Raw genomic sequence first — 21,738 nt, 5'->3', positions numbered from 1 at the left:
ACTATATTTATTCGTCTAAAAAATGTACGATTACGGTAACAAATATTCCACCGTAATACATCTAATCGACGCTTGACTCACATAGACAAAGGAGCATCCATAATCCATATGCGAAAATGGTTCAATCAAAAGATCAGCCGACAGATCATGTCGTCGTTTTATCTCATTCTTATTACACTATCGATCTCTTCCCTGGCTGCTTATTTTTATACGAACCACCAAGTCACGGATGCGAAACAAGAGCTCGATGCGATCAGCTTGCGCGAAGATCGAGCGACAAAACTCTGGGACGATTGGCAGTCCCTTCAATACGAGATGCGGGGTTATATCGTCTTCGGTGACGATGCCGTGCTCGACGTGATTGATGAAAAAAAAGCCTCACTCGAACAACAGACGGCTTGGTTTGAGAAAAATCGTCTCTACAAGGCGGATCAAATCTATGCGTCTGATATTCGTTCGCTCTATAATTCTTATACGAACTTCGTCATGCCGAGCTTAATTAAATATGTCCAAGCAAAACAAGAAGGAAAGATTGACGAACGTTTCTTGCAGATGCCGAGTCTGAAGGCGATGATGCCACAGGTACCACGGGATCCGAACCGCAAGTTCAAGATGAATGCCTCGAACAGTGAGACGATGCGTAAAAGTGTCAACACGATGGAGAGTACGTTCACGAACTATCGGAGTAGTCTCCGTGCGAAAGAACTTGGTGCAAAAGAACAACTTGTCACCCAGACGAAGTACGCTGAGTGGATTTGGCTCGTCAATTTGCTTGTATTGTTCCTTGTCATCTTGCTGATCGTCCGCCCGTTCATCGAACGGACGACACGACAAATCCATCTCTTGAGTAAAGAGAGTAAGCTTCTTGCGAGCGGTGAGCATACGTTACCACTCATTCCACTCAACCGTGCTGACGAGATCGGTGAATTGAGTAAATCGTTCCATCAGATGGCGACAGCCTTGATTGAAAACAAACACCAATTGATGTCGACGAACGTCAATCTCGCAGATGCATTGAAACTGACGCAACGGAACGAGTCCCACTTGCGCCTGCGAAACCAATTGACGGAGACACTGGCATCGCGCGATAGCATCAGTGCTTATCCTTCTGTCATCCAAAAGATGGTTGAGATCACGCAGTCTGATCAAGGCGCACTGATCTTTAAAGAAGGAACAAAAGTCATCGATATCGTCTTTTATCCACAGACACCGCTCACAATCGAGGATTGGATGCCAACGATTGAGCCGTTATTGCGTGAGTCGCGACAAGATAAACGACCGCATACACAGTTCGAGGACGAAGTCGCACGCGCTGTCACACCGGTTCTTGATCCGAGTCAAAATGAGATCATCGCCTATATCTTCTTGTCCCGCGATCAGGATCAGTTTGATCGTTACGAGCAGGAAGAATTAGCCGCCTTCGCGCGCCAACTGGCATTGTCACTCTTGCGGATGCGGACGTTCGACGAGATTGAACGTGAGCGGGAAAAAACGGCGCGACTATTGAACTCGATTCGTGAATCGATCGTCTATATCGAACCCGAAGGCGATATTCAATTGATCAACCGACCATTGCTCGATCTGTTTGACCATCCGGTTGATGACAGTATCGATGAGAACGGACTGATGAACATCACTCCGTCTGTCGTTCAACTCAAGCATCGCGTCGACCAACTACCGGAATTCGAACGTTACTTGAAAAAGACGTTCGTTCAGCGTGAAATCGGTGAAGGAATCACCTTCTCGATCGATCACGAGCGACGCTTCATCAAGACGTATTCCGAGAGCATTCATTATGGTGGACAGTTCCGCGGGATTCTACTCGTCTTACGTGACGTGACGAACGAGGTCGAGATCGATCGAATCAAAAATGAACTCGTCTCGACGATCTCGCACGAACTGCGGACACCACTCTCGTCGATCTATGGCTTTACTGAGCTGATGATTCAGCGTGACCTGCCACCGAAGCGACAGAAGAAGTATCTCGAAGCGGTCCATTCGGAAACAGAACGCCTCTCGCTGTTGATCAATGACTTCCTCGACCTGCAACGGATGGAAGCAAACCGTCAGGAATATGAGATGGCACCGTTCGATATCGTCGCGATGATTCGTGATTTGAAACAGTTGCATAGCCTGTCGTCTTCTTCCCACGCGATTGAAATATTCCGAAACGTCGAACCGCTGATCGTCGAAGGGGATGCGAAGAAGATTCGTCAATTGTTCAGTAACCTGATCAACAATGCGATTAAATACTCACCAGCGGGTGGAACGATCGATATCCAACTGACGCGACACACGTCACGTGTCACCGTCGCGATTCAAGATGAGGGCATCGGGATCCCAGCATCTGCGATGAGTAACCTGTTCCAAAAATTCTATCGTGTCGACAATTCGGACACCCGTCAAATCGGCGGTACTGGTCTTGGGCTCTCGATTTGTCGCGAAATTGCGCGTGGGCATGATGGAGAAATCCATGTCGAGTCGATCGAAGGACAAGGTTCGACGTTCACAGTCGAACTTCCGTTGACACAAAACACATGATGCATATGAAAAAGCGCCAGAATGCGAATCCGCATTCCGGCGCTTTTTAAATTAGGTAATGTTATGAGTTAAGACGGCTTGCCACTTCAACCGTCCGTTTCGCTTGATGGCGCACGGCTGGTTCGACGGATTCGACCATGTTACCGTCTTGGTCGACAGTGACTGACGTACCATATGGATTTCCGCCCGCTGCGAACAAGACAGGATCCGAGTAACCCGGCGCCGCAACGATTGCACCCCAGTGGAACATCGTCGTATAAACTGCGAGAACAGTCGCTTCCTGACCCCCATGCGGATTCTGTGCCGACGACATCGCACTGACGACTTTATTGACGAGTTTGCCTTGTGCCCACAGTCCGCCTGTCGTGTCGAGGAACTGTTGGAATTGTCCTGGGACATGACCGTAACGTGTCGGGACGCTAAAGATGATCGCATCTGCCCAGTCGAGTAGATCCGGTGTCGCTTCTTCGATATCACGTGTGGCATCCGCATGCTTTTGCCACAATGGGTTCGAAGCAATCGCTTCTGCTGGGGCTGTCTCCTTGATTTTCGCAAGGCGGACTTCTGCTCCTGCCGCTTCTCCCGCTTCTTTTGCCCATGAGGCAAGTTGATGGTTCGTTCCGGTTGCGCTGTAATAGATGACCGCTAGTTTCACGTTTGACATGACTTCGCTCCTTTTTTAAAAGACAGTGACGGACAATGGACGTACACGCTTTCTATTCCCGCTTTCTGCGCAAATTAACGTCAATTGTTTGAATTCAAGAGGAAATATAGACCAATTCTTCAACCAAACGTTTGAGCCAAAGACCATTTTAAAATAAAACAGGAATCCCGTAAGACATTTTCTGCCTTGAAGGATTCCTGTACGCTCACTTATTTAACGGTTAAACTAAAGGTCTTACTCTTACGCAACTTGATCGACTCGGCATGTACCGTGACCCGAGTGCCTCGTTTTTGTTTCGGGAACGTCATCGTTTGTGTCTTACCGGTTGCGAGTTTCGTGTACCGCTTCTTATTGATTGTGACGACGATCGTCTTCCCTTTCGTCGCTTTGACTTTCCATGATGTACTCGTCGGACTGAGTGACGTCGTATACGACTTGAGTGTTGGATTGGCTGCTGCCACGACTTTCTGCACGGAGACTTGAAGTTGTGTTCCTTTACGGGCAACGAACGTCACGACTTGACCAATCTTCAACGGTTTGGTTTTGATTGCAAAGATTCGTGTTTTCTTCCGATCGATGTATGCTGTATATTTCCCATCAATGTACAGCTTTCCGTAATCAGCATCCCAATCAAGAACTCCTTCGATCGTCGTATGTTCATCCGTTAGTGGTGCGGATAGATTACTGTAAATCATCACGCTATCTTTCAGAGAGAGTGATTTCGTAGGATACTCACCACTTCGTGTAACACGATATGACGCTAAGTCATTCGTATACGGAATCGTGATCTCGGTCTTTTTCGTTGCTGGAACAGATTGAATTTGTCGTTTCCCTGCATAGATTTTATAGATACCGCCTTCTTTGGCACTTTCTAAGCGGTATGTAATGAATTTAAAATTATCGTTTTTCGACTGGGTAATGCGTGGCACTTCATAACCTACGACGGTCCGGTTCACGGATGTTACTTGATTGAAGTCTCGTGTATTTCCGAACGTCCAACGCGTCACCTGACCGACAAGATTTTTCGTCGACACATTGATTTGGACACGTCCTGTCTCATCGGAGGCAGCACTTCCAAGTTGTTCGCCATCTTTTCCATAGACCGTCACCGGAACATCGCTTTGACCGATGTTGAAGCTATAAGATGTTGTGCCTTCCTTGATGGTTGGAATCGTTGAACCCTGTGCTTTTAAATAACGCTGGTATTGATAACGTGTCCGGTCCTCCAAGACCTTACCGGTTTCAGTCGTGTATGTCGTCCGGTACTCACTATACGGCAAGCGTTTCGGAGTCGTCGTGATCGTGAATAGCTCATTTTTCAGTTCGACATTCCCAGTGAACGATAGTTTACTAGGCTCAACGATACCTGTCGTCCCATCTACGCGCGTCAGTTCAACGCTCGGAGCTAGAACCGTTCCTTCGAGCAGCGTCGTATCATCCTTCGTCAAGTCATCAATTGCGATCGGTTGGCGCAAATAGGACGCAAACGATAACATCGTCGCTTGATCTTTGCTTCGGTAGATGGCTTTTCCATCCGCTAACAGTTCATTCGCTAATTGCTCTGAGTGGTCAACGAGTGTCGTCAATTGTCCACTTGCTGCATCTAAGTAGAATAACGATGACTCGCTTGACGAACTAGAATCGACCAGTTGAACGTACAATCCGTCTTTCGTTTCGTATGCTCCCTCAACGTAATATCCTCGTGAGACTTTCGGTAAGACGATTTGTTGATTGGTGACGACTTGACGCAACGTATCTTGCTCACCATCTAAGATCCAGTCATTCGTTAAAGGCGAGAACCGTTTCACATCAACGGAACGGACTTTTGAGAATGTACCGTCCGAATTCACATCATACCAATCAGCACTGTCTTCTCGTTGGATCGAGAAACGATTCGATCCAATCCATTGCAACCGATCTTGAGAAGTCACTTTCATCGTATCCCGCGTAACGAATTGATCCCCTTCACGGATAAAGATTGATATATCGTCAAACGAGGTATACCCTAGCACCATATCGTGATTCAAGACACGCAGGTACCTCTTGTCTTCTGGAAGCGTCAGCAGTTCCGAAGCTCCCGTCTTCGCATCAATCAAATAATAAGGATGCTCGGTTTCATCTCCATAATAATCTTGGTACAAGAATAACGTTTTATCGGCTGACGTCGCCCGCAATTCCATGTATGGTGAGACGTCTTTCGGATAAGGCGTCGTCTCTTTTGTCTCTAAATCATAAAACCCAACGATTGCTTGATCTTTCGTTTTGACGTCATACGGTGCAGCATCCGCACTTACAGTGAGCGTCATCCATGTGCCGTAGATCAGCGCGGCGCTTCCCATCCAATGTTTCCAGTTCATCTATGTAAAACATCCTTTCAAAAATAAGTGATTACTTCTATTTTATTCCATATTCAGTCATTCTTCTAATGTTTTTTGAAGAAAACACTCAAGCGTTCGACACGTTTCGATTCAGGGTAAAGACTGTATGACGACACACGTAAGGAGTACTGACCATGGCGATTCGTTACACCCTCTATCTGTTACTCGGCATGCTGAAGTTCATGCTGTTTAGTTACTTTACAAAGACCGATCTTTCGCTCTATTTAACACTGATGAACCTTGCCGGGATGCTGATTCTGTCGAGCTGGACGTTATTGATTCCGTGGAATAAACGCCGCTGGATCTGGCTCGGTCTACTTCTCGCACACAGTTTTCTGCTGGCTTCCGACATGTGGTACTACCGCTACTTCGAGGACTTCCTCTCTGTCTCGCTCCTCTCACAGATGACGCAGATGAGTGACGTCAGTAGTGGCTTCACCGCCTTGATCGTACCGCAAGACTTCCTCTTGTTCGCTGATAGTTTGATTTTTATACTTCTGCTTTTCGTTTTCCGCAAACGACCGGAAGTGACGACGACGCAAACACGCCGCCGGACGGCGGGAATCCTTGCAGTCAGTGGTATCGTCTTGTCTGCTTCACTGCTGACGTACCGGACGCTAACGGAAGATCGTCAACCGACGGCAACGATTTCCGATATGCGTGACTATTACTTGTTCGGCTTTTGGGGTTATCACGGGTGGGATGTGTTCAAAGGTGTGACCGGACGACCAAGTGACGGACTGACGACACAGGAACAACAGCGCATTAATCAAAAGGAGCAGACGAATCCGACGGGTCCGAAGCAGACGCCAAATATCATTTTGATACAGCTTGAGTCATTCCAGGCTTCAGTCATCGACCAAACCATCAACGGTGAAGAAGTGACGCCGAACCTGAATCAATTGAAGAAGGAATCGCTCTACTTCTCGTCGCTCTACCACCAGACGCATGAAGGACGAACTTCGGACGCTGAGTTCATCACGAACACTTCACTTTATCCATTGAAATCAGGCTCTGTTTATACGCAGTATCCGACGAATGAATTCGAGCCGCTCCCTGCATTACTTGAGAAAAATGGATACGATACGGCAGCGATGCATGCCTACGAAAAAGGTTTTTGGAACCGTGACGATGTCTACAAGAACATCGGTTTTAAGCACTTCTTCAGCCGAAAGGATTATTCAAAAGAGAAGAAAATCGGCATGGCGCTGAACGATCAACAGTTTTTCCTCGAATCGATTGATCATATGGAGACGCTGCAAGAACCGTTCTTCTCGTTTTTAGTCGCGCTGACAAGTCATACGCCGTATGAGATCGACAAGGAAGATCAGACGCTTGATCTATCTGGTTATGAGGATTCAATGCTGAAACGGTATTATCAGACTGTTCATTACGTCGATACCGGTGTCGGAAAGATGATCGACGAGTTGAAACAACGCGATCTTTGGGATCAGTCTCTCGTCATCTTTTATGGCGATCACGATAGTGGACTTGTCAATGAAGACAGCGAGATGCGCAAAAAAGCGGATGTCTCGTCTCCGGTTGCCGCCTTTGAGCTCGAGCGCCGCATTCCGCTCTTCATCAAAAAAACCGACCAGCAAACCGGTCGGGTCGTGAAAGAAAATGGTGGACAGATTGATATTGCACCAACGATCATTGACTTATTGAATCTCAAGACGTCCTATATGATGGGTCAATCCCTCGTCGACGACAAACCGAATCTGACAGGCTTCCGTGATGGTTCGTTCCGCTACAAGGACTATTATTATGAAGCGGATTTAACGAAAGCATCAGGCGAAGGCACTTGTTATGATGTATCGACTGAGAAAAAGGTCGAGATGAAGTTCTGTCGCAGTCAGGTGAAGGATGTGAGTAAGCAGTTAAAGCTGTCGGATAAGATTATTGAGGAGAATGAACTGGAGTAATCACATCGTATCTCACTTTCATAATGAATAAGTCTGACTGTTCACTTCTAATGAATGGTCAGGCTTTTTTTGTTTATAGTTAGCCACATCAAGAATAAGTAAAATGATCTTCGAACCATCGCCATTCTTCGTCAAACAAAAGTTCTTTTTTTGTTTGAATGATCCAATGAAATAATTTAGGAATCGCCTGATGGGAGTACTGGTATCGATGTAAAAATCGAAGAGCGATTAGGACTTCATCTGTTTGTATTTGTCGCGTTCGCTTCAATAATGTTTGTACACGTTTGATCACCGGTTCAATCGCTACTTCATCACCATGTCGCTCAATTGCGACTAACGCATACTCTCTCACATTGCTAGATCGATCTTTTAGTCCATGCAAAAATATTGAAAGATCTAATCCATTTCCAAGTTCACTCAGTGCAGCTAAAGCCGAATGTCTCACATCTCCTCGAGAATGATCCAACAAAGGAGTCAAATAAGGAACGGCTCGCTCTGTTCCAATCGTGGCTAAAACAAAATTAGCATTCATGATATCAAAAGAGTTATTTGATGTCGTAATCAAACGAATTAGCACATCCTCTGCTGTCTCATCTCGACAGGCTCGCAATGCTTGAATCGCAGCTTTTCGAACGGACGACCGAGAATCGTCTATATATTTTACGATTCGTTCTGTATCAGGAATGCATTGTTGTTTTGCTAGTTCTTCCAAAATGCTTTCAAGAAGACTCGGCTTTGTCTCTTGCTCTAGTCTCTCAAGCAATAACATCCCTGCACGAACATCTCCCGAATTCACACCAATCGTTCCAATCATAAAATAAAGATGTTGTTTTTGTTCTGCTTGTTTCACTTTATTGAGTAAAGTGTTTAATATCGGAAGCATATTCACGTCCCTAAATTGACGGACTCTTGCATAAGCTAACTCGGATGGTGATCCTTCGTTCGTATAGTACTTCAATTCTTCATGATAGAGGTATTCTTCATCAGACATCTGTTCAACTAAATATAAAATCTCATCGTCCTTCATATTTGGTAGCTGCTCCTTAACCATTTAAATATCTATTTAACTTTGTTCTAAAGCAAACTGAATTAATTGATACGATAGCCAGAACATTAAGCATCCTATTCCAAAATCTAGTACTTTCCACGCTTTTGGTTGTTTAAACACAGGAATGAGCCACCTCGAACCATATCCTAATCCAAAAAACCAAACAAATGAGGCAATCAAAGCTCCGATTAAAAAATTGACTTTTTGATCAAATGTCAGAGTCCCAGCTATACCACCGATGACAACGACCGTATCTAGGTATACATGTGGATTTAAAAGTGTAATTGCTAATGTAACTAAAATTGTTTTATGAATGGGAATGATTTTAACATTGGTTGAAATATCGATTGCACTTGACGATGAAAACGCACTTCGAAAAGATTTGAATCCGTATAATAGCAGAAATAGTCCTCCAACAATCGCAAGACCAATATTCGCAAACGTATTATTTTTAATAACAGTACCGACCCCTAATACACCCGTGCACATCAGTATCACATCACATAAGAAACACACCAAGGCTACCCAGAAAATATTATTTTTTAATAAACCTTGTTTTAAAACGAATGCATTTTGTGCTCCAATTGCGATAATGAGCGTCCCAGACGTTATTATACCTTTTAAAATTTCATTCATTTGATGACCCCTATCTCTCTTTAATCTCTAACATAAGTCGACGATTAAATGTTAAATCTCCCCTCATTCACTTCTAGTTAATTCTATATATGTATATCGCTTAAACATTAAGTATAATATTACAAATAAAAGAATAATTATTCAACTCATTCTGAAAGTATGAAGTATAAAAAAAGTACCAAACCCTATTTACTAGGATTCGGTACTTTTAGATGAAATGTCTTACATCATTCCGCCCATTCCACCCATGCCGCCCATATCAGGCATTGCAGGAGCAGATCCGGCTGGTTCTGGTTTATCTGCGATGACGGCTTCTGTTGTTAAGAACATCGCTGAAACGGACGCTGCGTTTTGAAGTGCTGAACGCGTTACTTTCGCTGGATCAACAATTCCTGTTTCGATCATGTCGACATACTCGTCCGTTGCCGCATTGTAGCCCATTCCTGGCGCTTCATGCTTGAGACGCTCGACGATGACCGAACCTTCTTGACCCGCGTTTTCCGCGATTTGGCGAAGTGGTGCTTCGAGTGCACGAAGAACGATGTTGACACCTGTTGCTTCGTCGCCTGTTGAGACCGACAGAATCGATTCGACGGCTTTCGTGACGTGAATGAGAGCTGTTCCCCCACCTGCTACGATGCCTTCTTCAACCGCTGCACGTGTCGCGTTAAGAGCATCTTCAATCCGAAGCTTACGTTCTTTTAGTTCTGTCTCCGTTGCTGCCCCGACTTTAACGACGGCTACGCCACCTGCGAGTTTCGCCAGACGTTCTTGTAATTTCTCACGATCGAAGTCGCTTGTCGTCTCTTCGATTTGTGCACGGATCGTCCCGACACGTGCTTCGATTGAATCGCCGTGTCCGTGACCTTCGACGATCGTCGTGTTGTCTTTTGAGACGACGACTTTCGACGCGCGACCGAGTTGCGTGATTTGTGTTTCCTTGAGATCAAGACCGAGGTCTTCTGTGATCAATTCTGCGCCTGTGACGATCGAGATATCCTCAAGCATCGCTTTCCGGCGGTCACCGAAGCCTGGTGCTTTGACTGCTACCGCGTTGAACGTACCACGGAGTTTATTGACGACGAGTGTCGCAAGTGCTTCGCCTTCAACGTCTTCTGCGATAATAAGGAGTGGTTTGTTTTGTTGAACGACTTGCTCGAGGACCGGAAGAATCTCTTGGATGTTTGAGATCTTTTTGTCCGTGACGAGGATGTACGGGTTCTCAAGGACCGCTTCCATCTTATCTGAATCGGTGATCATATATGGTGATGCGTAACCACGGTCGAACTGCATCCCTTCGACGACGTCGAGTTCTGTCGTGAAGCCGCGTGATTCTTCGATCGTGATGACACCATCTTGACCGACACGTTCCATTGCTTCTGCGATCAATTGACCGACTTCTTCGTCCGCTGCTGAGATTGCTGCGACTTGTGCGATTGCTTCTTTACCTTCGATTGGTTTTGCGATCGTGTGCAACTCTTCGACAGCGCGACGAACCGCTTTTTCGATTCCTTTACGGATGACCATCGGGTTTGCGCCCGCTGTAACGTTTTTAAGACCTTCACGAATCATCGCTTGTGCGAGGACTGTCGCTGTTGTCGTACCATCCCCTGCGATCTCATTTGTTTTTGAGGCAACTTCTGCAACGAGTTTTGCGCCCATGTTCTCGAAATGATCTTCGAGTTCGATTTCTTTTGCGATCGTCACACCATCATTCGTGATGAGTGGTGAACCGAACTTCCGCTCGAGGACGACGTTGCGTCCTTTTGGTCCGATCGTGACTTTGACTGCATCCGCTAATGCGTCGACCCCGCGGAGCATTGCCCGACGTGCTTCTTCACTGAATAAAATCTCTTTTGCCATGACTGAAATCCCCCTTTAGATGATTGACTGAATTACTCGGCTACTGCCAAAATATCGCTTTCGCGTAAAATTAAGTATTCATTGCCGTCGACTTTGACCTCCGAACCGGCATATTGTGCATAAATGACGTGATCTCCGACACTCACTTCAAGTGGTACACGTACGCCTTGCTCTGTCACACGGCCTGTACCGACAGCGACGACTTTACCCTCTTGTGGTTTTTCTTTCGCTGACCCAGGAAGAACGATTCCTCCGAGTGTTGTTTCTTCTTTTTTAACGACTTCGATCACGATGCGATCACCAAGTGGTTTTAACATGCGAAACATCCTCCTTGAAAATGACTGTTTTTTAGCACTCACTTTCATTGAGTGCTAACATATTTTTATCTTATACGCTTTCTCTTCTGAATTCAAGCCTGAACCTTTATCCGTTTTCCCGAAATCGACACCTTTGAATCATCGTCAATCGTGCGCCAAGACCGTTTGTTTGTTACAATCGGGACAGTACCTTCATTACAAAGGAGTTGTGTCCTGTACGATGAAAAATCCAATCAGTCTGCCTTTTCTGATGGCGGAGAAGTGGCAAAAGCGTCACGTCATCCCGATCATCATCTATCTGATCGTCCAATTGGTTCCGGGTTCGTTCCAGTATTTCCTTCCGAAAAACGTCATTGCTGACGTCGCCGGTTGGTGGCTTGCGATCGGCTTCACGGTCGCCGTCATCGTCTCTTACTACTGCCTGCGTCCCGATTGGCAGAAGTGGAAGGCAGAGGGACGTCAAACCGATCCGATGGATACGTTGAAATGGATCGGAATCGGGATCGTTCTCTTGTATGCGCTCTTGATCGGTGTCAACTTGATCGATGCCTGGATGGCAGGCGGGATCGAGAATGTCGCGAAATCGCAAAATACGGATCAGATCATTCAAGCGATTCAAGTCATCCCACTCCTGCAAGTCATGGTCGTCCTGCTCGGACCGATCATGGAAGAGTTCTTGTTCCGGCATATCATGTTCGGCAATCTCTCCTCGAAGCTCGGTTTCTTCTTCAGCTTCATCTTGACGGGTGCCTTGTTCGGACTGATTCACCAAGACAACAAATTTTTAATCTATGTCGCGATGAGTTTCGTCTTCTCGCTCGTCTTCGTCAAGACGCGCCGGATCATTGCTCCGATCGCCATCCATGTCTTTAACAACGGAATCGTCGTACTCGCCATCTACGCGATGTCTTAATTTACGAAAGGTCGTGTTTTCATGCGTCAAAGCTCGAACTTCATGGCAGTGTTCTATGCCATATTCGGTATTCTCTTCATGTTCCTCGCCTACAACAACTCGGTCGAAGCAGGAACGGTCTTTAACTTCTGGACGATCCTGCTGACGTTGTTCGCTGCGATCGACTTCTACCGTCTCTACTTGATCTTCCGCTTCCGCGCAGCAGCAAAGAAGATGATCAAGAAGGAACAGGACAAAAAGAACGACAAGCAATAAAAAAACGAGATTTCCGTCAGACGGGAATCTCGTTTTTTGGTTTATTCTTTCGCTTGACCCTTGCGGTAGGAGTCGATGATTGTCTTCGCCACATCGAGACTCAACCGTTCATCTAAGACCAAGTTCTTGATCATGTTGACGAATTCGACATCTTCCTGCTGCACCGAATCAATCCGCTCGATCAACTGGTTCAACTTTGCCCGGACGGTCGGGTAGGATACTTGATAGGCCGTTGCCATATCCTTCAATGAACCAGAGCTCAAGACGAACTTCCGGATGAACTCGAGATGCTCCTGTTCGAGTGCCAGTACCCAAGCGGGTACGTCTTGTCGTTCCATCGTGTTCCCTCACTTCTCTTACAAATCTTGAATCTCCATTCGTTCTTTTTCACGCTTCAGTTGCTTGCGACGTGAGTTAACTCCCATCTCGGCCATTGAGATCATGAGTGATAAACAGGCAAACGTTCCTATCCGAATCACTGACTCCCGATCCGACGTGTGTGGTCCTGTTCCGAAATACCAGTAAATTCCGAGCCCAATGATGATGGCTGGAATAATGAAACTCCAGACTCTTCCTCGCCGTGCTAAGTAAAATTGTACGATACAGACTGTGACAATACCAATGATGATTCCTACCGTTTCCATCCTATCGCCTCTCCCCTATGATTATATCAATAATATTAACTTTATAATTAATAATATTCAATAAAATTTTAACTATAATCAAAAATAAGGGATTTTATTTAAAAACAATCGACTTTAATCTATTTTCAGGGACGAAAAAAAGAAGGACTGACGATTCAGTCCTTCCTTGTATTTACGACAATCACGCACTGCGGACGTCGTCTTTTTTACCTTCTGTCGACATGAAGGTCTCGAGTTGGTCTTCATCCAGGACACCTTCCCACTTCGCGATGACGAGTGAAGCGAGCGTGTTTCCTGTGACGTTGACGACCGAGCGCATCATATCCATGATTCGGTCAATCCCCGCGATGAAGGCAAGTCCTTCTGCCGGGATACCAACCGTACCGAGTGTTGCGAGTAACACGACGAATGAGACGCCAGGAACGGCAGCCATCCCTTTTGATGTCAGCATTAAGACGAAGACAAGCGTCAGCTGTGTTCCGATCGAGAGATCAATGCCGTACATCTGTGCGATGAACAAGGCTGCGAGCGCTTGATACAGCGCTGATCCATCAAGGTTAAACGAATAACCCGTCGGTACGACGAAGCTGACGATTGATTTCGGAACACCCATCTTCTCGAGTTTTTCCATAATCCGTGGCAGTACCGTCTCAGACGACGCCGTCGAATACGTCAGCAATAACTCGTCCTTGAAGATACGCGTGAAATCAGAAACACGAATGCCGACCCACTTCATGATGGCACCGAAGACGATGACCATGAAGAGAAGCGCTGTGACGTATAATGTCGCAATCAGTTTAAACAATGAACCGAGCGATTCAATCCCGAACGTCGAGACCGTGACACCGATCAAGGCGAAAACACCGATCGGCGCGAATTTCATGACGATATTGACGAGATTGAACATCGCTGCTGCGACGCCTTCAAAGAAACGAACGACCGGTTGGCCCTTCTCTCCTGCAAAACCGACACCGAGTCCGAATAAGACCGAGAAGAAAATGATGGCAAGCATGTCACCGCGGACCATCGCGTCCAAGATGTTCGTCGGGACGATGTTGACGATCTTGTCGACGAGTCCTGCGTCTTGTGTCGTCTCTTCCGTTTCGACATACGTCGAGATATCCGTTTTATCGAGTGTCGACATGTTGATACCAGCACCCGGTTCAACGAGATTGGCTGCGAACAGCCCCGTGAAGATGGCGATCATCGTCACGATCGTGAAGTAACCGAGCGTTTTGACGCCAAGACGTCCGAGACTTTTCGGACTACCGACTGATGAGACACCGAGGACGATCGTCGTGAAGACGATCGGAACGACGATCATTTTCATCATCCGGATAAAGATGTCACCGATTGGCTTAAGCCACTCCGCGACATGGGGATTCCCATAAAATACACCACCGACCGTGATCCCGAGAATCAAGCCGATTAAAATTTGCCAGGCAAGGCCAATTGGCTTACGTTTCGTAGTTGTCATACTCTTCCTCCTTATACATCCGTCTTACTTGTATCCTACATGTAGTGGAACATAAGTAGAATTTTGTCCTAAATACAGTACGTTGTCAAATCGTTCTGTTATAGTACAAAACTAGATTCTGTATAAAAAAACGTCCAAAATCCGCTTGTTTCCAAGCATTTTGGACGTTTTAACATTATTCAAGATTGTTGATTGACGCGTTCCTCAATCAACGCACGATTGCGTTTTTTAAAGACTTCGTTGTGTGACGAGACCATCGCCACTTTTGGCGCTTCCGGCTCAATGAAGCGTTTTGCCCGATTGACGGCATTCGCCGCATCTTGAAAGGCACCTGAGATCAAATGGACCTTCCCGTCGTGTGAAAGAATATCTCCGGCAGCATATAGACCCGGTACACTCGACTCGCTCGCCGCGTTCCCTGCGATATAGAAGTCATCGACCCGTGCGATATCGAGATCACACGCGTCAAGCAGTGCCGCGTCCTGCTCGTAGCCGTGATTGATGATGACTTCATCAATTGGAATCTCGACGATTTCGTCTGTTTGACAGTCGATCAATTCGACTGATGCGATCCGTTGATGATCAGGACTTGCGATCAGCTTGTGAATCGTCGTGTTGAGGAGACAGACAGCAGAACTTTTGACGAGCTGGTCGACTTGCGCCTCGTGCCCCGAGAAACAATCCCGGCGATACGTGACGTAGACTTTTTTTGCGACCGGTTCGAGCTCGTTCGCCCAGTCGATCGCCGAGTTCCCACCACCTGAGACGATGACGGTCTTTCCTTTAAAGCGTTCAATCGATTTGACCGTATAGTTCAAGTTCGACACTTCAAAGCGTTCCGCACCTTCGACTTTTAATTTTTGTGGATTGAGGATGCCGCCGCCGACCGCGACGATGACCGTCTTCGAATAATGGATTCGACCCGATTCTGCTTCTAAGACGAAGTTGCCGAAGACGTCTTTTGCGATCGAGATGATCTTTTCATTCAATTGAACAGTCGGTTGGAACGTCAGTCCTTGTTCGACGAGTTGAGCCATGAGTTTTTCACCAGTGATCGGTGGCTGTCCGCCGACGTCCCAGATCATCTTTTCCGGATAGACGTGCAATTTTCCTCCGAGTTCTGCTTGATACTCGATCAATTTCGTCTTCATACCCCGAAGACCACTATAGAACGTCGAATATAACCCTGCAGGTCCTCCGCCGATGATCGTTACGTCGAACAACTCCTGTTCCCTCATCTCACTCACTCCTCATCTTTGATTACGATTGATTATCATTCTCACTCCCTCATGATAACGTGAACATCTCTTGAACACAAGAAAAAATGTTGACAGCGTTTTTACAGGACTGGTATGGTTAATGAGACGATAGTGATAATCATTATCAGTGAAAACGGAGAGAACAACGAAGGAGTCGTCGCGTATGGTACGTCTAGCAACAGAAGAAATCAATATCGGCTACGGTGATCGTCCCATCGTCAAAGACTTGTCCGTCCAAATTCCCGATCGACAAATCACGACGATCATTGGGGCGAACGGATGCGGCAAATCGACTTTATTGAAAGCGATGACACGGATCATTCCTCATCAATCAGGACGTGCATTGCTCGATGGTCTCGATATCGCTAAGGAAAGCACGAAGCTACTTGCCCGGAAAATGGCTATTCTGCCACAAACTCCAGAGAGCGCAAGTGGTCTGACGGTCGCAGAGCTCGTCTCATACGGTCGTTTCCCGTACCAAAAAGGATTCGGACGCTTGACGAAACACGATTACGAGATCATCGATTGGGCACTCGAAGCAACGGATACGATGGCATTCAAACACCGTCCGGTCGATGCACTGTCGGGTGGTCAACGTCAACGGGTCTGGATTGCGATGGCACTCGCCCAAGAGACGGACATCATCTTCCTCGATGAACCGACGACTTATCTTGATCTCGCCCACCAACTCGAGGTGCTCGAACTGCTCGAGCATCTCAACCGGACCGAAGGACGGACGATCGTCATGGTCCTGCATGATTTGAATCAAGCGGCACGGTTCGCCGACTATATCATCGCCATGAAAAACGGTGAAGTCGTCAAAGCCGGAACGTGTGAGGAAGTCATCGCAAAAGACGTCTTACAAGAAGTATTCCATATCGATGCTGAAATCGGACGCGATCCGCGGACGAACAAGCCGATGTGTATCACCTACAACTTAATCAAGGGAGATTGAATCATGAAGAAACTACTTTTACCGGTTCTACTCATTCTCACGCTCGTCATCGCAGCGTGTGGCAATACGGAGAAAAAAGACGACGCAGCGTCTGGGTCGAAAAACGAGACGATTACGTACAAATCGGAGAACGGTGACATCAAAGTTCCGGCTAATCCAAAACGTGTCGTCGTCCTCGCTGGTTTTGCCGGCAACGTCATGGCACTCGACGTACCTGTCGTTGGTGTCGATTCGTGGTCAAAAGCGAATCCGAAGTTCGACAAGCTCAAAGATGTCACGGAAGTATCGGAAGAGAACGTTGAAAAAATCATCGAACTCGAACCAGACTTGATCATCGGCTATTCAACAACGAAAAACCTCGATAAAATCAAAAAGATTGCTCCGACGGTCACGTACACATACGGAAAAGTCGACTACTTGACGCAACATATCGAAATCGGTAAATTGCTCAACAAAGAGCAAGAAGCACGCGACTGGGTCAAAGACTTCAAAACACGTGCTGCTGCTGCCGGTAAAGACATCAAAGCAAAAATCGGTGAAGATGCTACTGTTTCTGTCATCGAAAGCTTCGATAAACAACTCTACGTCTTCGGCGATAACTGGGGTCGTGGAACAGAGATTCTCTATCAAGAAATGAAATTGAAAATGCCGGATAAAGTCACGAAGATGGCATTAAAAGACGGATACTACGCGTTGTCACCAGAAGTCCTTCCTGAATACGCAGGCGACTACCTCGTCTTCAGTAAGAGTGCGGAAGCGGACAACTCATTCACGAAAACGGATACGTTCAAGAACATTCCAGCCGTCAAAAACGATCGTGTCTTCGAAGTCGATTCGAAGGAGTTCTACTTCAACGATCCGCTCACACTCGAACGTCAACTCGAGTTCTTCAAGAAAAGTTTCCTTGGCGCATAATGAATAAGGGAGGGAACCTGCGGGATCCCTCCCTTTTTTGTGGCTCACTCACTGAATCAGAAATGGAGGCGACATTCATGTCAGCTGGTCGAATTCCGTTCGGCATTAAAATCACACTCGGTCTCGTCCTCTTTTTCGGGATGTTCTGGATCGCGATGACGTTCGGCGCTGCCGATACGACGACGCGCGAAGTCTGGAACGCTTTGACGTTCGGACCGTTGAATGAAAAAGCAAAAATCGTCCAGGAAATCCGCTTGCCACGGGAACTGGCAGCGATCCTTGTTGGAGCGGCACTCGGTGTCTCAGGTGCCATCATGCAAGCGATGACACGCAATCCCCTCGCCGATCCTGGTCTACTCGGTCTGACAGCAGGTGCGAATGCGGCACTCGCGCTCGTCATCGTCCTGTTCCCGAAAATTGACTACTTCGGCATCATGATCGCGTGTTTCGTCGGAGCAGCACTCGGGGCAGCACTTGTCTTTGGAATCGGCGCTTCGAAAAAAGGCGGCTTCTCCCCGCTCCGGATCGTCCTTGCCGGTTCCGCGATCTCAGCTTTTCTATACGCGATTGCGGAAGGGATCGGGATCTACTTCAAGATTGCCCAAGATGTCTCACAATGGACGTCCGGAGGACTCGTCGGGTCGACATGGGGACAACTGCAAGTCATCGCGCCGGTCATCGCGATCGGTATCGTGATTGCGTTCATTTTCTCACGGCAATTGACGATCCTCAGTCTTTCGGAAGAAGTCGCGCTCGGACTCGGACAGAACATCCAGCGGATCAAAGCAGTCCTCTACGTCGTCGTCATCCTGCTTGCCGGTGCTGCTGTTGCCCTCGTCGGTAATATGGCATTCATCGGGCTGATGATTCCGCATATCGTCCGTGCGATCGTCGGGACGGACTATCGGTTCATCCTGCCGATGACCGCGATTTTTGGTGCAACATTCATGTTGCTTGCCGATACGATTGGACGGACGCTGTACGCACCCTATGAGACGCCAGTCATCGCAATCGTCTCGATGCTCGGGCTACCATTCTTCCTCTTAATCGTTCGGAAAGGAGGGCGTGCTTTCTCATGATGGAATCTCGTTTACGCCGTCGCCAGCAACTGACATTTTGGACGTTACTGGCACTATTGATCGCAACACTCGTCGTCAGCATCGGTCTTGGACCTGCTTCTCTCTCGTACGATCGTTTACTGCCGACGTTACTTGGAAACGGTTCGTTCAAAGAGGAGTTCGTTCTCTATTCACTCCGCTTACCCCGACTGCTCATCACCGTCATGGCGGGAATGGCACTTGCCTTATCCGGTGCAATCCTTCAAGGGATCACCCGCAACGAACTCGCTGATCCTGGTATCATCGGCATCAACACGGGAGCTGGCGTCGCCGTCGCCTTGTTCTTCCTGTACTTCCCAACCGATGTCGGGTCATTCATCTATCTGTTACCGGTCGCTGCCTTCTTCGGTGCACTCGTCACCGCGACAGCGATCTACCTGTTCTCGTACGACCGTGTCCAAGGACTCCAACCGATTCGGTTGATTTTGACCGGTGTCGGCTTCTCGATGGCACTGTCTGGAATCATGGTCATCCTGATTTCATCGACGCGTCGTGAAAAGGTCGACTTCATCGCCAAATGGCTCGCCGGTAACATCTGGGGGACAGACTGGATCTTCGTTTACTCGCTCTTGCCGTGGTTACTCGTCTTGATTCCGCTGACGTTCTATAAGGCGAATAAGCTCAATCTGCTTGCCTTGAATGAACCGGTCGCAATCGGTGTTGGCGTCGCGATTGAAAAAGAACGGATCCAACTCTTGTTGACAGCCGTCGCGCTCGCTGCTGCTGCCGTCTCTGTCACCGGTGGGATTTCCTTCATCGGTCTGATGGCGCCGCATATCGCCCGCGCGCTCGTTGGACCACGGCATCAATTCTTCCTGCCAATTGCCCTCTTGCTCGGCGGCTGGTTGCTTGCGTTCGCTGATACGATCGGGCGCAACATCGCGGGACCAGACGGCGTACCGGCTGGGATTGTCGTCGCCTTGATTGGAGCACCGTACTTCATTTATCTCCTGTTGAAGAAATAATCAAAAATCCGCATCAAACAGCTTCTTTTTCGCTGATTGATGCGGATTTTTTGATTTTATCGTTTCCACCACGCACGTTCGATTTCACCCATCGTCACGTACGCCGGATCGATTTGTTTAGCCAACCGGTTCAGTCGATTGACACTGAGACTGACTCCACCAACCCAAAAGAGGAAGATGCCAAATAGATAACCAGGGGAACTTGGAATCGACAGCATGACGACGGCAATTAGCCACGCCACAACATAACCGATGATTGTCAGACGAGCTACTTTTTGAACAGTCTGTTGATAGATAGTCGTTGTTAAATACGACTTCATGAGTCGTCGTCGGACGATTTCTCGAGCGACTGCGGTCGCGCAAAGACAAAAGAGCATGATCGGGAAAAAGACGGATGCAATTGACGTCATAAACCAAGCAAATACTGCACAAATTAATCCAGGAATCAAAAAGAAATAGGCGACGACACGCACCGGACATTTCATTAAATTCAGACGTGCTTGTCGCTCGAATAGGTGTTCCATTGCGATGTTCCTTTCTGTCTGACGAAGCGGGCTACTTCTCCGTCGCTGATATAGTCCGGGTCACGCGCCCCGTCGCGTCGGATGATCCATTCGCTGATGGAATAGAGCGGTGTTAAAATCGCAAAGATTGCCACAAGCATCTGCCAGAACGGTCCCTCTATCGTCTGGGTGATGACGATCGTCAAGATCGCGTACAGCAGGACGTGACTACCGATGCGTAGTAAAAATTGTCGACGGATCTGAGCTTTTGAGATATAGCCGTCTAAAATTTTTCGTTTTTTTAGTTGATAGCGAAAATCGGAGCCGAGAAAAAGGGCTGGAATCGTCAAAATCAACAAGGGGATATCGGTCCACTCGATCAAGATACCGACTGTTATGAATAAGAGCACGTTCCAATACCAGCGTGTGCCGAGCCACTCGACGTCCCGGTACGCGAGCGCAAGTTTTTGTAGACGTTCTTCACGAGCCGTTTGCATAGCCTCTTCTCCTTTAGCGCGCTTTGTGAATTTCTTTTTCCGTGATATACGTTGGATCAATCTTTCGTGAGACGAACTCTAACGTTTTTCGGCAGATCCAGTAAAAAGGAATGACGACGATGATCAGACCGATCAAGAAAGACGTATTTGGTCGATCGGCTGCCCAGACGATCAGACCAGCAAGCGCTCCGTATTGTAAGATACCGATCAACACATGCACCTGATAAAGCCGTCTTGCAGAAGTCTCTGATGTATATTCCGCAACAAGCGCGAACCGCTTGCGTTGTACGAACATGTCGTAGCCAAAATACAATAACGGGACGATCATCGCGTAGATTGGTTTCTCGAGTGTGTTACTGAGCGCTAAGAATGCCGCAAGCATGACCCACATGCCGGTCTGTGTCTTTTGGTGCATCTCTTCGTATAGCGCCGCTAAGGCATCCGTTTGTGTATGTACGTGTTCCATAATCATCCACCTCTCTATACTGTTATATACTTACATTTTACTGGATCGGTTTCATCTGTAGTACGAATTTCAAAAAAAAGATGTCCTACCGCTTAGGGTAAGACATCTTCCATGAAGACTACGCACTGACCTGGATGATCAGATAGATGACGCTATAGGCAACGATCGCGAGCGGTATCATCGCGACACCGATCAGCCAGCCGTTTTTGTCACGGATACCAAGATATAAGACGAGACACCCTACGATGAAGGCGATTAAGGTCGTGAACGGATTCATGGTTGTTCCCCCTCTGACTTGTTTCTGTTCTTAAAATTCCCCCTCTTCTCGTCTCATAAACCCTTCAAGGCGCTTCGGCACGCAAGAAAAGCCAGACGGATTTCCGCCTGGCTTCATCTTTT

At 47.4% G+C, this 21,738-nt stretch carries 22 protein-coding genes; 8 read left to right on the top strand and 14 right to left on the bottom strand.

All coding sequences use genetic code 11. From position 1 onward, the window contains the following. The first annotated feature begins 108 nt into the window (after positions 1 to 108). Positions 109 to 2,541: a HAMP domain-containing sensor histidine kinase gene (locus tag AC3B4V_RS14525; protein ID WP_488378779.1), complete on the top strand. Its 2,433-nt coding sequence runs from the start codon at positions 109 to 111 to the stop codon at positions 2,539 to 2,541. A 61-nt stretch (positions 2,542 to 2,602) separates the two neighbouring features. Here the strand turns inward: AC3B4V_RS14525 and wrbA are convergent, their stop codons facing one another. Both wrbA and AC3B4V_RS14515 read right to left on the bottom strand, forming a co-directional pair. Continuing rightward, complete coding sequence (wrbA, locus tag AC3B4V_RS14520; protein WP_023469582.1) at positions 2,603 to 3,205, bottom strand: NAD(P)H:quinone oxidoreductase; 603 nt, start codon at positions 3,203 to 3,205, stop codon at positions 2,603 to 2,605. 209 nt (positions 3,206 to 3,414) lie between these two features. After that, positions 3,415 to 5,562 (bottom strand): hypothetical protein, encoded by a 2,148-nt coding sequence (locus AC3B4V_RS14515; RefSeq protein WP_488378778.1) that lies wholly within the window; start codon positions 5,560 to 5,562, stop codon positions 3,415 to 3,417. Positions 5,563 to 5,717: 155 nt separating this feature from the next. Here AC3B4V_RS14515 and AC3B4V_RS14510 point away from each other — a divergent pair, with 155 nt between their 5' ends. Beyond that, positions 5,718 to 7,508, top strand: a complete 1,791-nt coding sequence (locus tag AC3B4V_RS14510; RefSeq protein ID WP_488378777.1) for an LTA synthase family protein — start codon at positions 5,718 to 5,720, stop codon at positions 7,506 to 7,508. A gap of 88 nt (positions 7,509 to 7,596) precedes the next feature. Here AC3B4V_RS14510 and AC3B4V_RS14505 read toward each other — a convergent pair whose 3' ends face one another. The 4 genes from AC3B4V_RS14505 to groES all read right to left on the bottom strand — a co-directional run bounded on the left by AC3B4V_RS14505 (position 7,597) and on the right by groES (position 11,372). Beyond that, positions 7,597 to 8,559, bottom strand: a complete 963-nt coding sequence (locus AC3B4V_RS14505) for a HEAT repeat domain-containing protein (protein WP_488378776.1) — start codon at positions 8,557 to 8,559, stop codon at positions 7,597 to 7,599. A gap of 12 nt (positions 8,560 to 8,571) precedes the next feature. Beyond that, on the bottom strand, positions 8,572 to 9,192 hold the full coding sequence (locus AC3B4V_RS14500) for a LysE/ArgO family amino acid transporter (RefSeq protein WP_488378775.1): 621 nt from the start codon (positions 9,190 to 9,192) through the stop codon (positions 8,572 to 8,574). A 222-nt stretch (positions 9,193 to 9,414) separates the two neighbouring features. Continuing rightward, complete coding sequence (groL, locus tag AC3B4V_RS14495) at positions 9,415 to 11,055, bottom strand: chaperonin GroEL (RefSeq protein ID WP_029342811.1); 1,641 nt, start codon at positions 11,053 to 11,055, stop codon at positions 9,415 to 9,417. 32 nt (positions 11,056 to 11,087) lie between these two features. Continuing rightward, complete coding sequence (groES, locus tag AC3B4V_RS14490; protein ID WP_023469587.1) at positions 11,088 to 11,372, bottom strand: co-chaperone GroES; 285 nt, start codon at positions 11,370 to 11,372, stop codon at positions 11,088 to 11,090. 220 nt (positions 11,373 to 11,592) lie between these two features. Between groES and AC3B4V_RS14485 the strand changes: the two genes are divergently transcribed. Both AC3B4V_RS14485 and AC3B4V_RS14480 read left to right on the top strand, forming a co-directional pair. Beyond that, complete coding sequence (locus AC3B4V_RS14485) at positions 11,593 to 12,285, top strand: CPBP family intramembrane glutamic endopeptidase (RefSeq protein ID WP_488378774.1); 693 nt, start codon at positions 11,593 to 11,595, stop codon at positions 12,283 to 12,285. A 42-nt stretch (positions 12,286 to 12,327) separates the two neighbouring features. Further along, a complete protein-coding gene (locus tag AC3B4V_RS14480) occupies positions 12,328 to 12,540 on the top strand; it encodes a DUF4305 domain-containing protein (RefSeq protein WP_230088481.1) in 213 nt (70 codons plus the stop codon). 41 nt (positions 12,541 to 12,581) lie between these two features. Here AC3B4V_RS14480 and AC3B4V_RS14475 read toward each other — a convergent pair whose 3' ends face one another. From AC3B4V_RS14475 to AC3B4V_RS14460, 4 genes are all read right to left on the bottom strand, one after another. Beyond that, on the bottom strand, positions 12,582 to 12,878 hold the full coding sequence (locus AC3B4V_RS14475) for a DUF2089 family protein (RefSeq protein ID WP_023469590.1): 297 nt from the start codon (positions 12,876 to 12,878) through the stop codon (positions 12,582 to 12,584). A gap of 18 nt (positions 12,879 to 12,896) precedes the next feature. After that, a complete protein-coding gene (locus AC3B4V_RS14470) occupies positions 12,897 to 13,184 on the bottom strand; it encodes a hypothetical protein (protein ID WP_488378773.1) in 288 nt (95 codons plus the stop codon). Between the two features lie 181 nt (positions 13,185 to 13,365). Next, complete coding sequence (locus AC3B4V_RS14465; RefSeq protein ID WP_047394356.1) at positions 13,366 to 14,661, bottom strand: cation:dicarboxylate symporter family transporter; 1,296 nt, start codon at positions 14,659 to 14,661, stop codon at positions 13,366 to 13,368. Between the two features lie 179 nt (positions 14,662 to 14,840). Next, on the bottom strand, positions 14,841 to 15,899 hold the full coding sequence (locus AC3B4V_RS14460) for an NAD(P)/FAD-dependent oxidoreductase (protein WP_029342814.1): 1,059 nt from the start codon (positions 15,897 to 15,899) through the stop codon (positions 14,841 to 14,843). Between the two features lie 184 nt (positions 15,900 to 16,083). On the opposite strand from AC3B4V_RS14460, the gene AC3B4V_RS14455 reads away from it, so the two are divergent. From AC3B4V_RS14455 to AC3B4V_RS14440, 4 genes are all read left to right on the top strand, one after another. Next, positions 16,084 to 16,875 carry an ABC transporter ATP-binding protein gene (locus tag AC3B4V_RS14455; protein ID WP_023469594.1) on the top strand — a complete coding sequence of 264 codons (792 nt, stop codon included), beginning with the start codon at positions 16,084 to 16,086 and terminating at the stop codon, positions 16,873 to 16,875. A gap of 3 nt (positions 16,876 to 16,878) precedes the next feature. Continuing rightward, positions 16,879 to 17,790, top strand: a complete 912-nt coding sequence (locus AC3B4V_RS14450; RefSeq protein ID WP_055969400.1) for an iron-hydroxamate ABC transporter substrate-binding protein — start codon at positions 16,879 to 16,881, stop codon at positions 17,788 to 17,790. A 77-nt stretch (positions 17,791 to 17,867) separates the two neighbouring features. Beyond that, entirely contained in the window at positions 17,868 to 18,869 is a 1,002-nt protein-coding gene (locus tag AC3B4V_RS14445; RefSeq protein ID WP_055969403.1) for a FecCD family ABC transporter permease, read from the top strand. Continuing rightward, positions 18,869 to 19,873: a FecCD family ABC transporter permease gene (locus AC3B4V_RS14440; protein ID WP_214724327.1), complete on the top strand. Its 1,005-nt coding sequence runs from the start codon at positions 18,869 to 18,871 to the stop codon at positions 19,871 to 19,873. The genes AC3B4V_RS14445 and AC3B4V_RS14440 overlap by 1 nt, the downstream gene beginning before the upstream one ends. A 56-nt stretch (positions 19,874 to 19,929) precedes the next feature. Here the strand turns inward: AC3B4V_RS14440 and AC3B4V_RS14435 are convergent, their stop codons facing one another. The 4 genes from AC3B4V_RS14435 to AC3B4V_RS14420 form a co-directional block, all read right to left on the bottom strand. Beyond that, a complete protein-coding gene (locus AC3B4V_RS14435) occupies positions 19,930 to 20,397 on the bottom strand; it encodes a hypothetical protein (protein WP_488378772.1) in 468 nt (155 codons plus the stop codon). Then, a complete protein-coding gene (locus AC3B4V_RS14430; protein WP_488378771.1) occupies positions 20,364 to 20,873 on the bottom strand; it encodes a hypothetical protein in 510 nt (169 codons plus the stop codon). The genes AC3B4V_RS14435 and AC3B4V_RS14430 overlap by 34 nt, the downstream gene beginning before the upstream one ends. Positions 20,874 to 20,886: 13 nt before the next feature. Beyond that, a complete protein-coding gene (locus tag AC3B4V_RS14425; protein ID WP_488378770.1) occupies positions 20,887 to 21,339 on the bottom strand; it encodes a hypothetical protein in 453 nt (150 codons plus the stop codon). 118 nt (positions 21,340 to 21,457) lie between these two features. Continuing rightward, the gene (locus tag AC3B4V_RS14420) at positions 21,458 to 21,616 is read right to left on the bottom strand and encodes a hypothetical protein (RefSeq protein WP_014971497.1); all 159 of its coding nucleotides are present in this window, start codon (positions 21,614 to 21,616) and stop codon (positions 21,458 to 21,460) included. Positions 21,617 to 21,738: the final 122 nt, after the last annotated feature.

The organism is Exiguobacterium sp. E17S (assembly GCF_057772545.1).
This window is presented reverse-complemented; position numbering and strand designations above follow the sequence as displayed.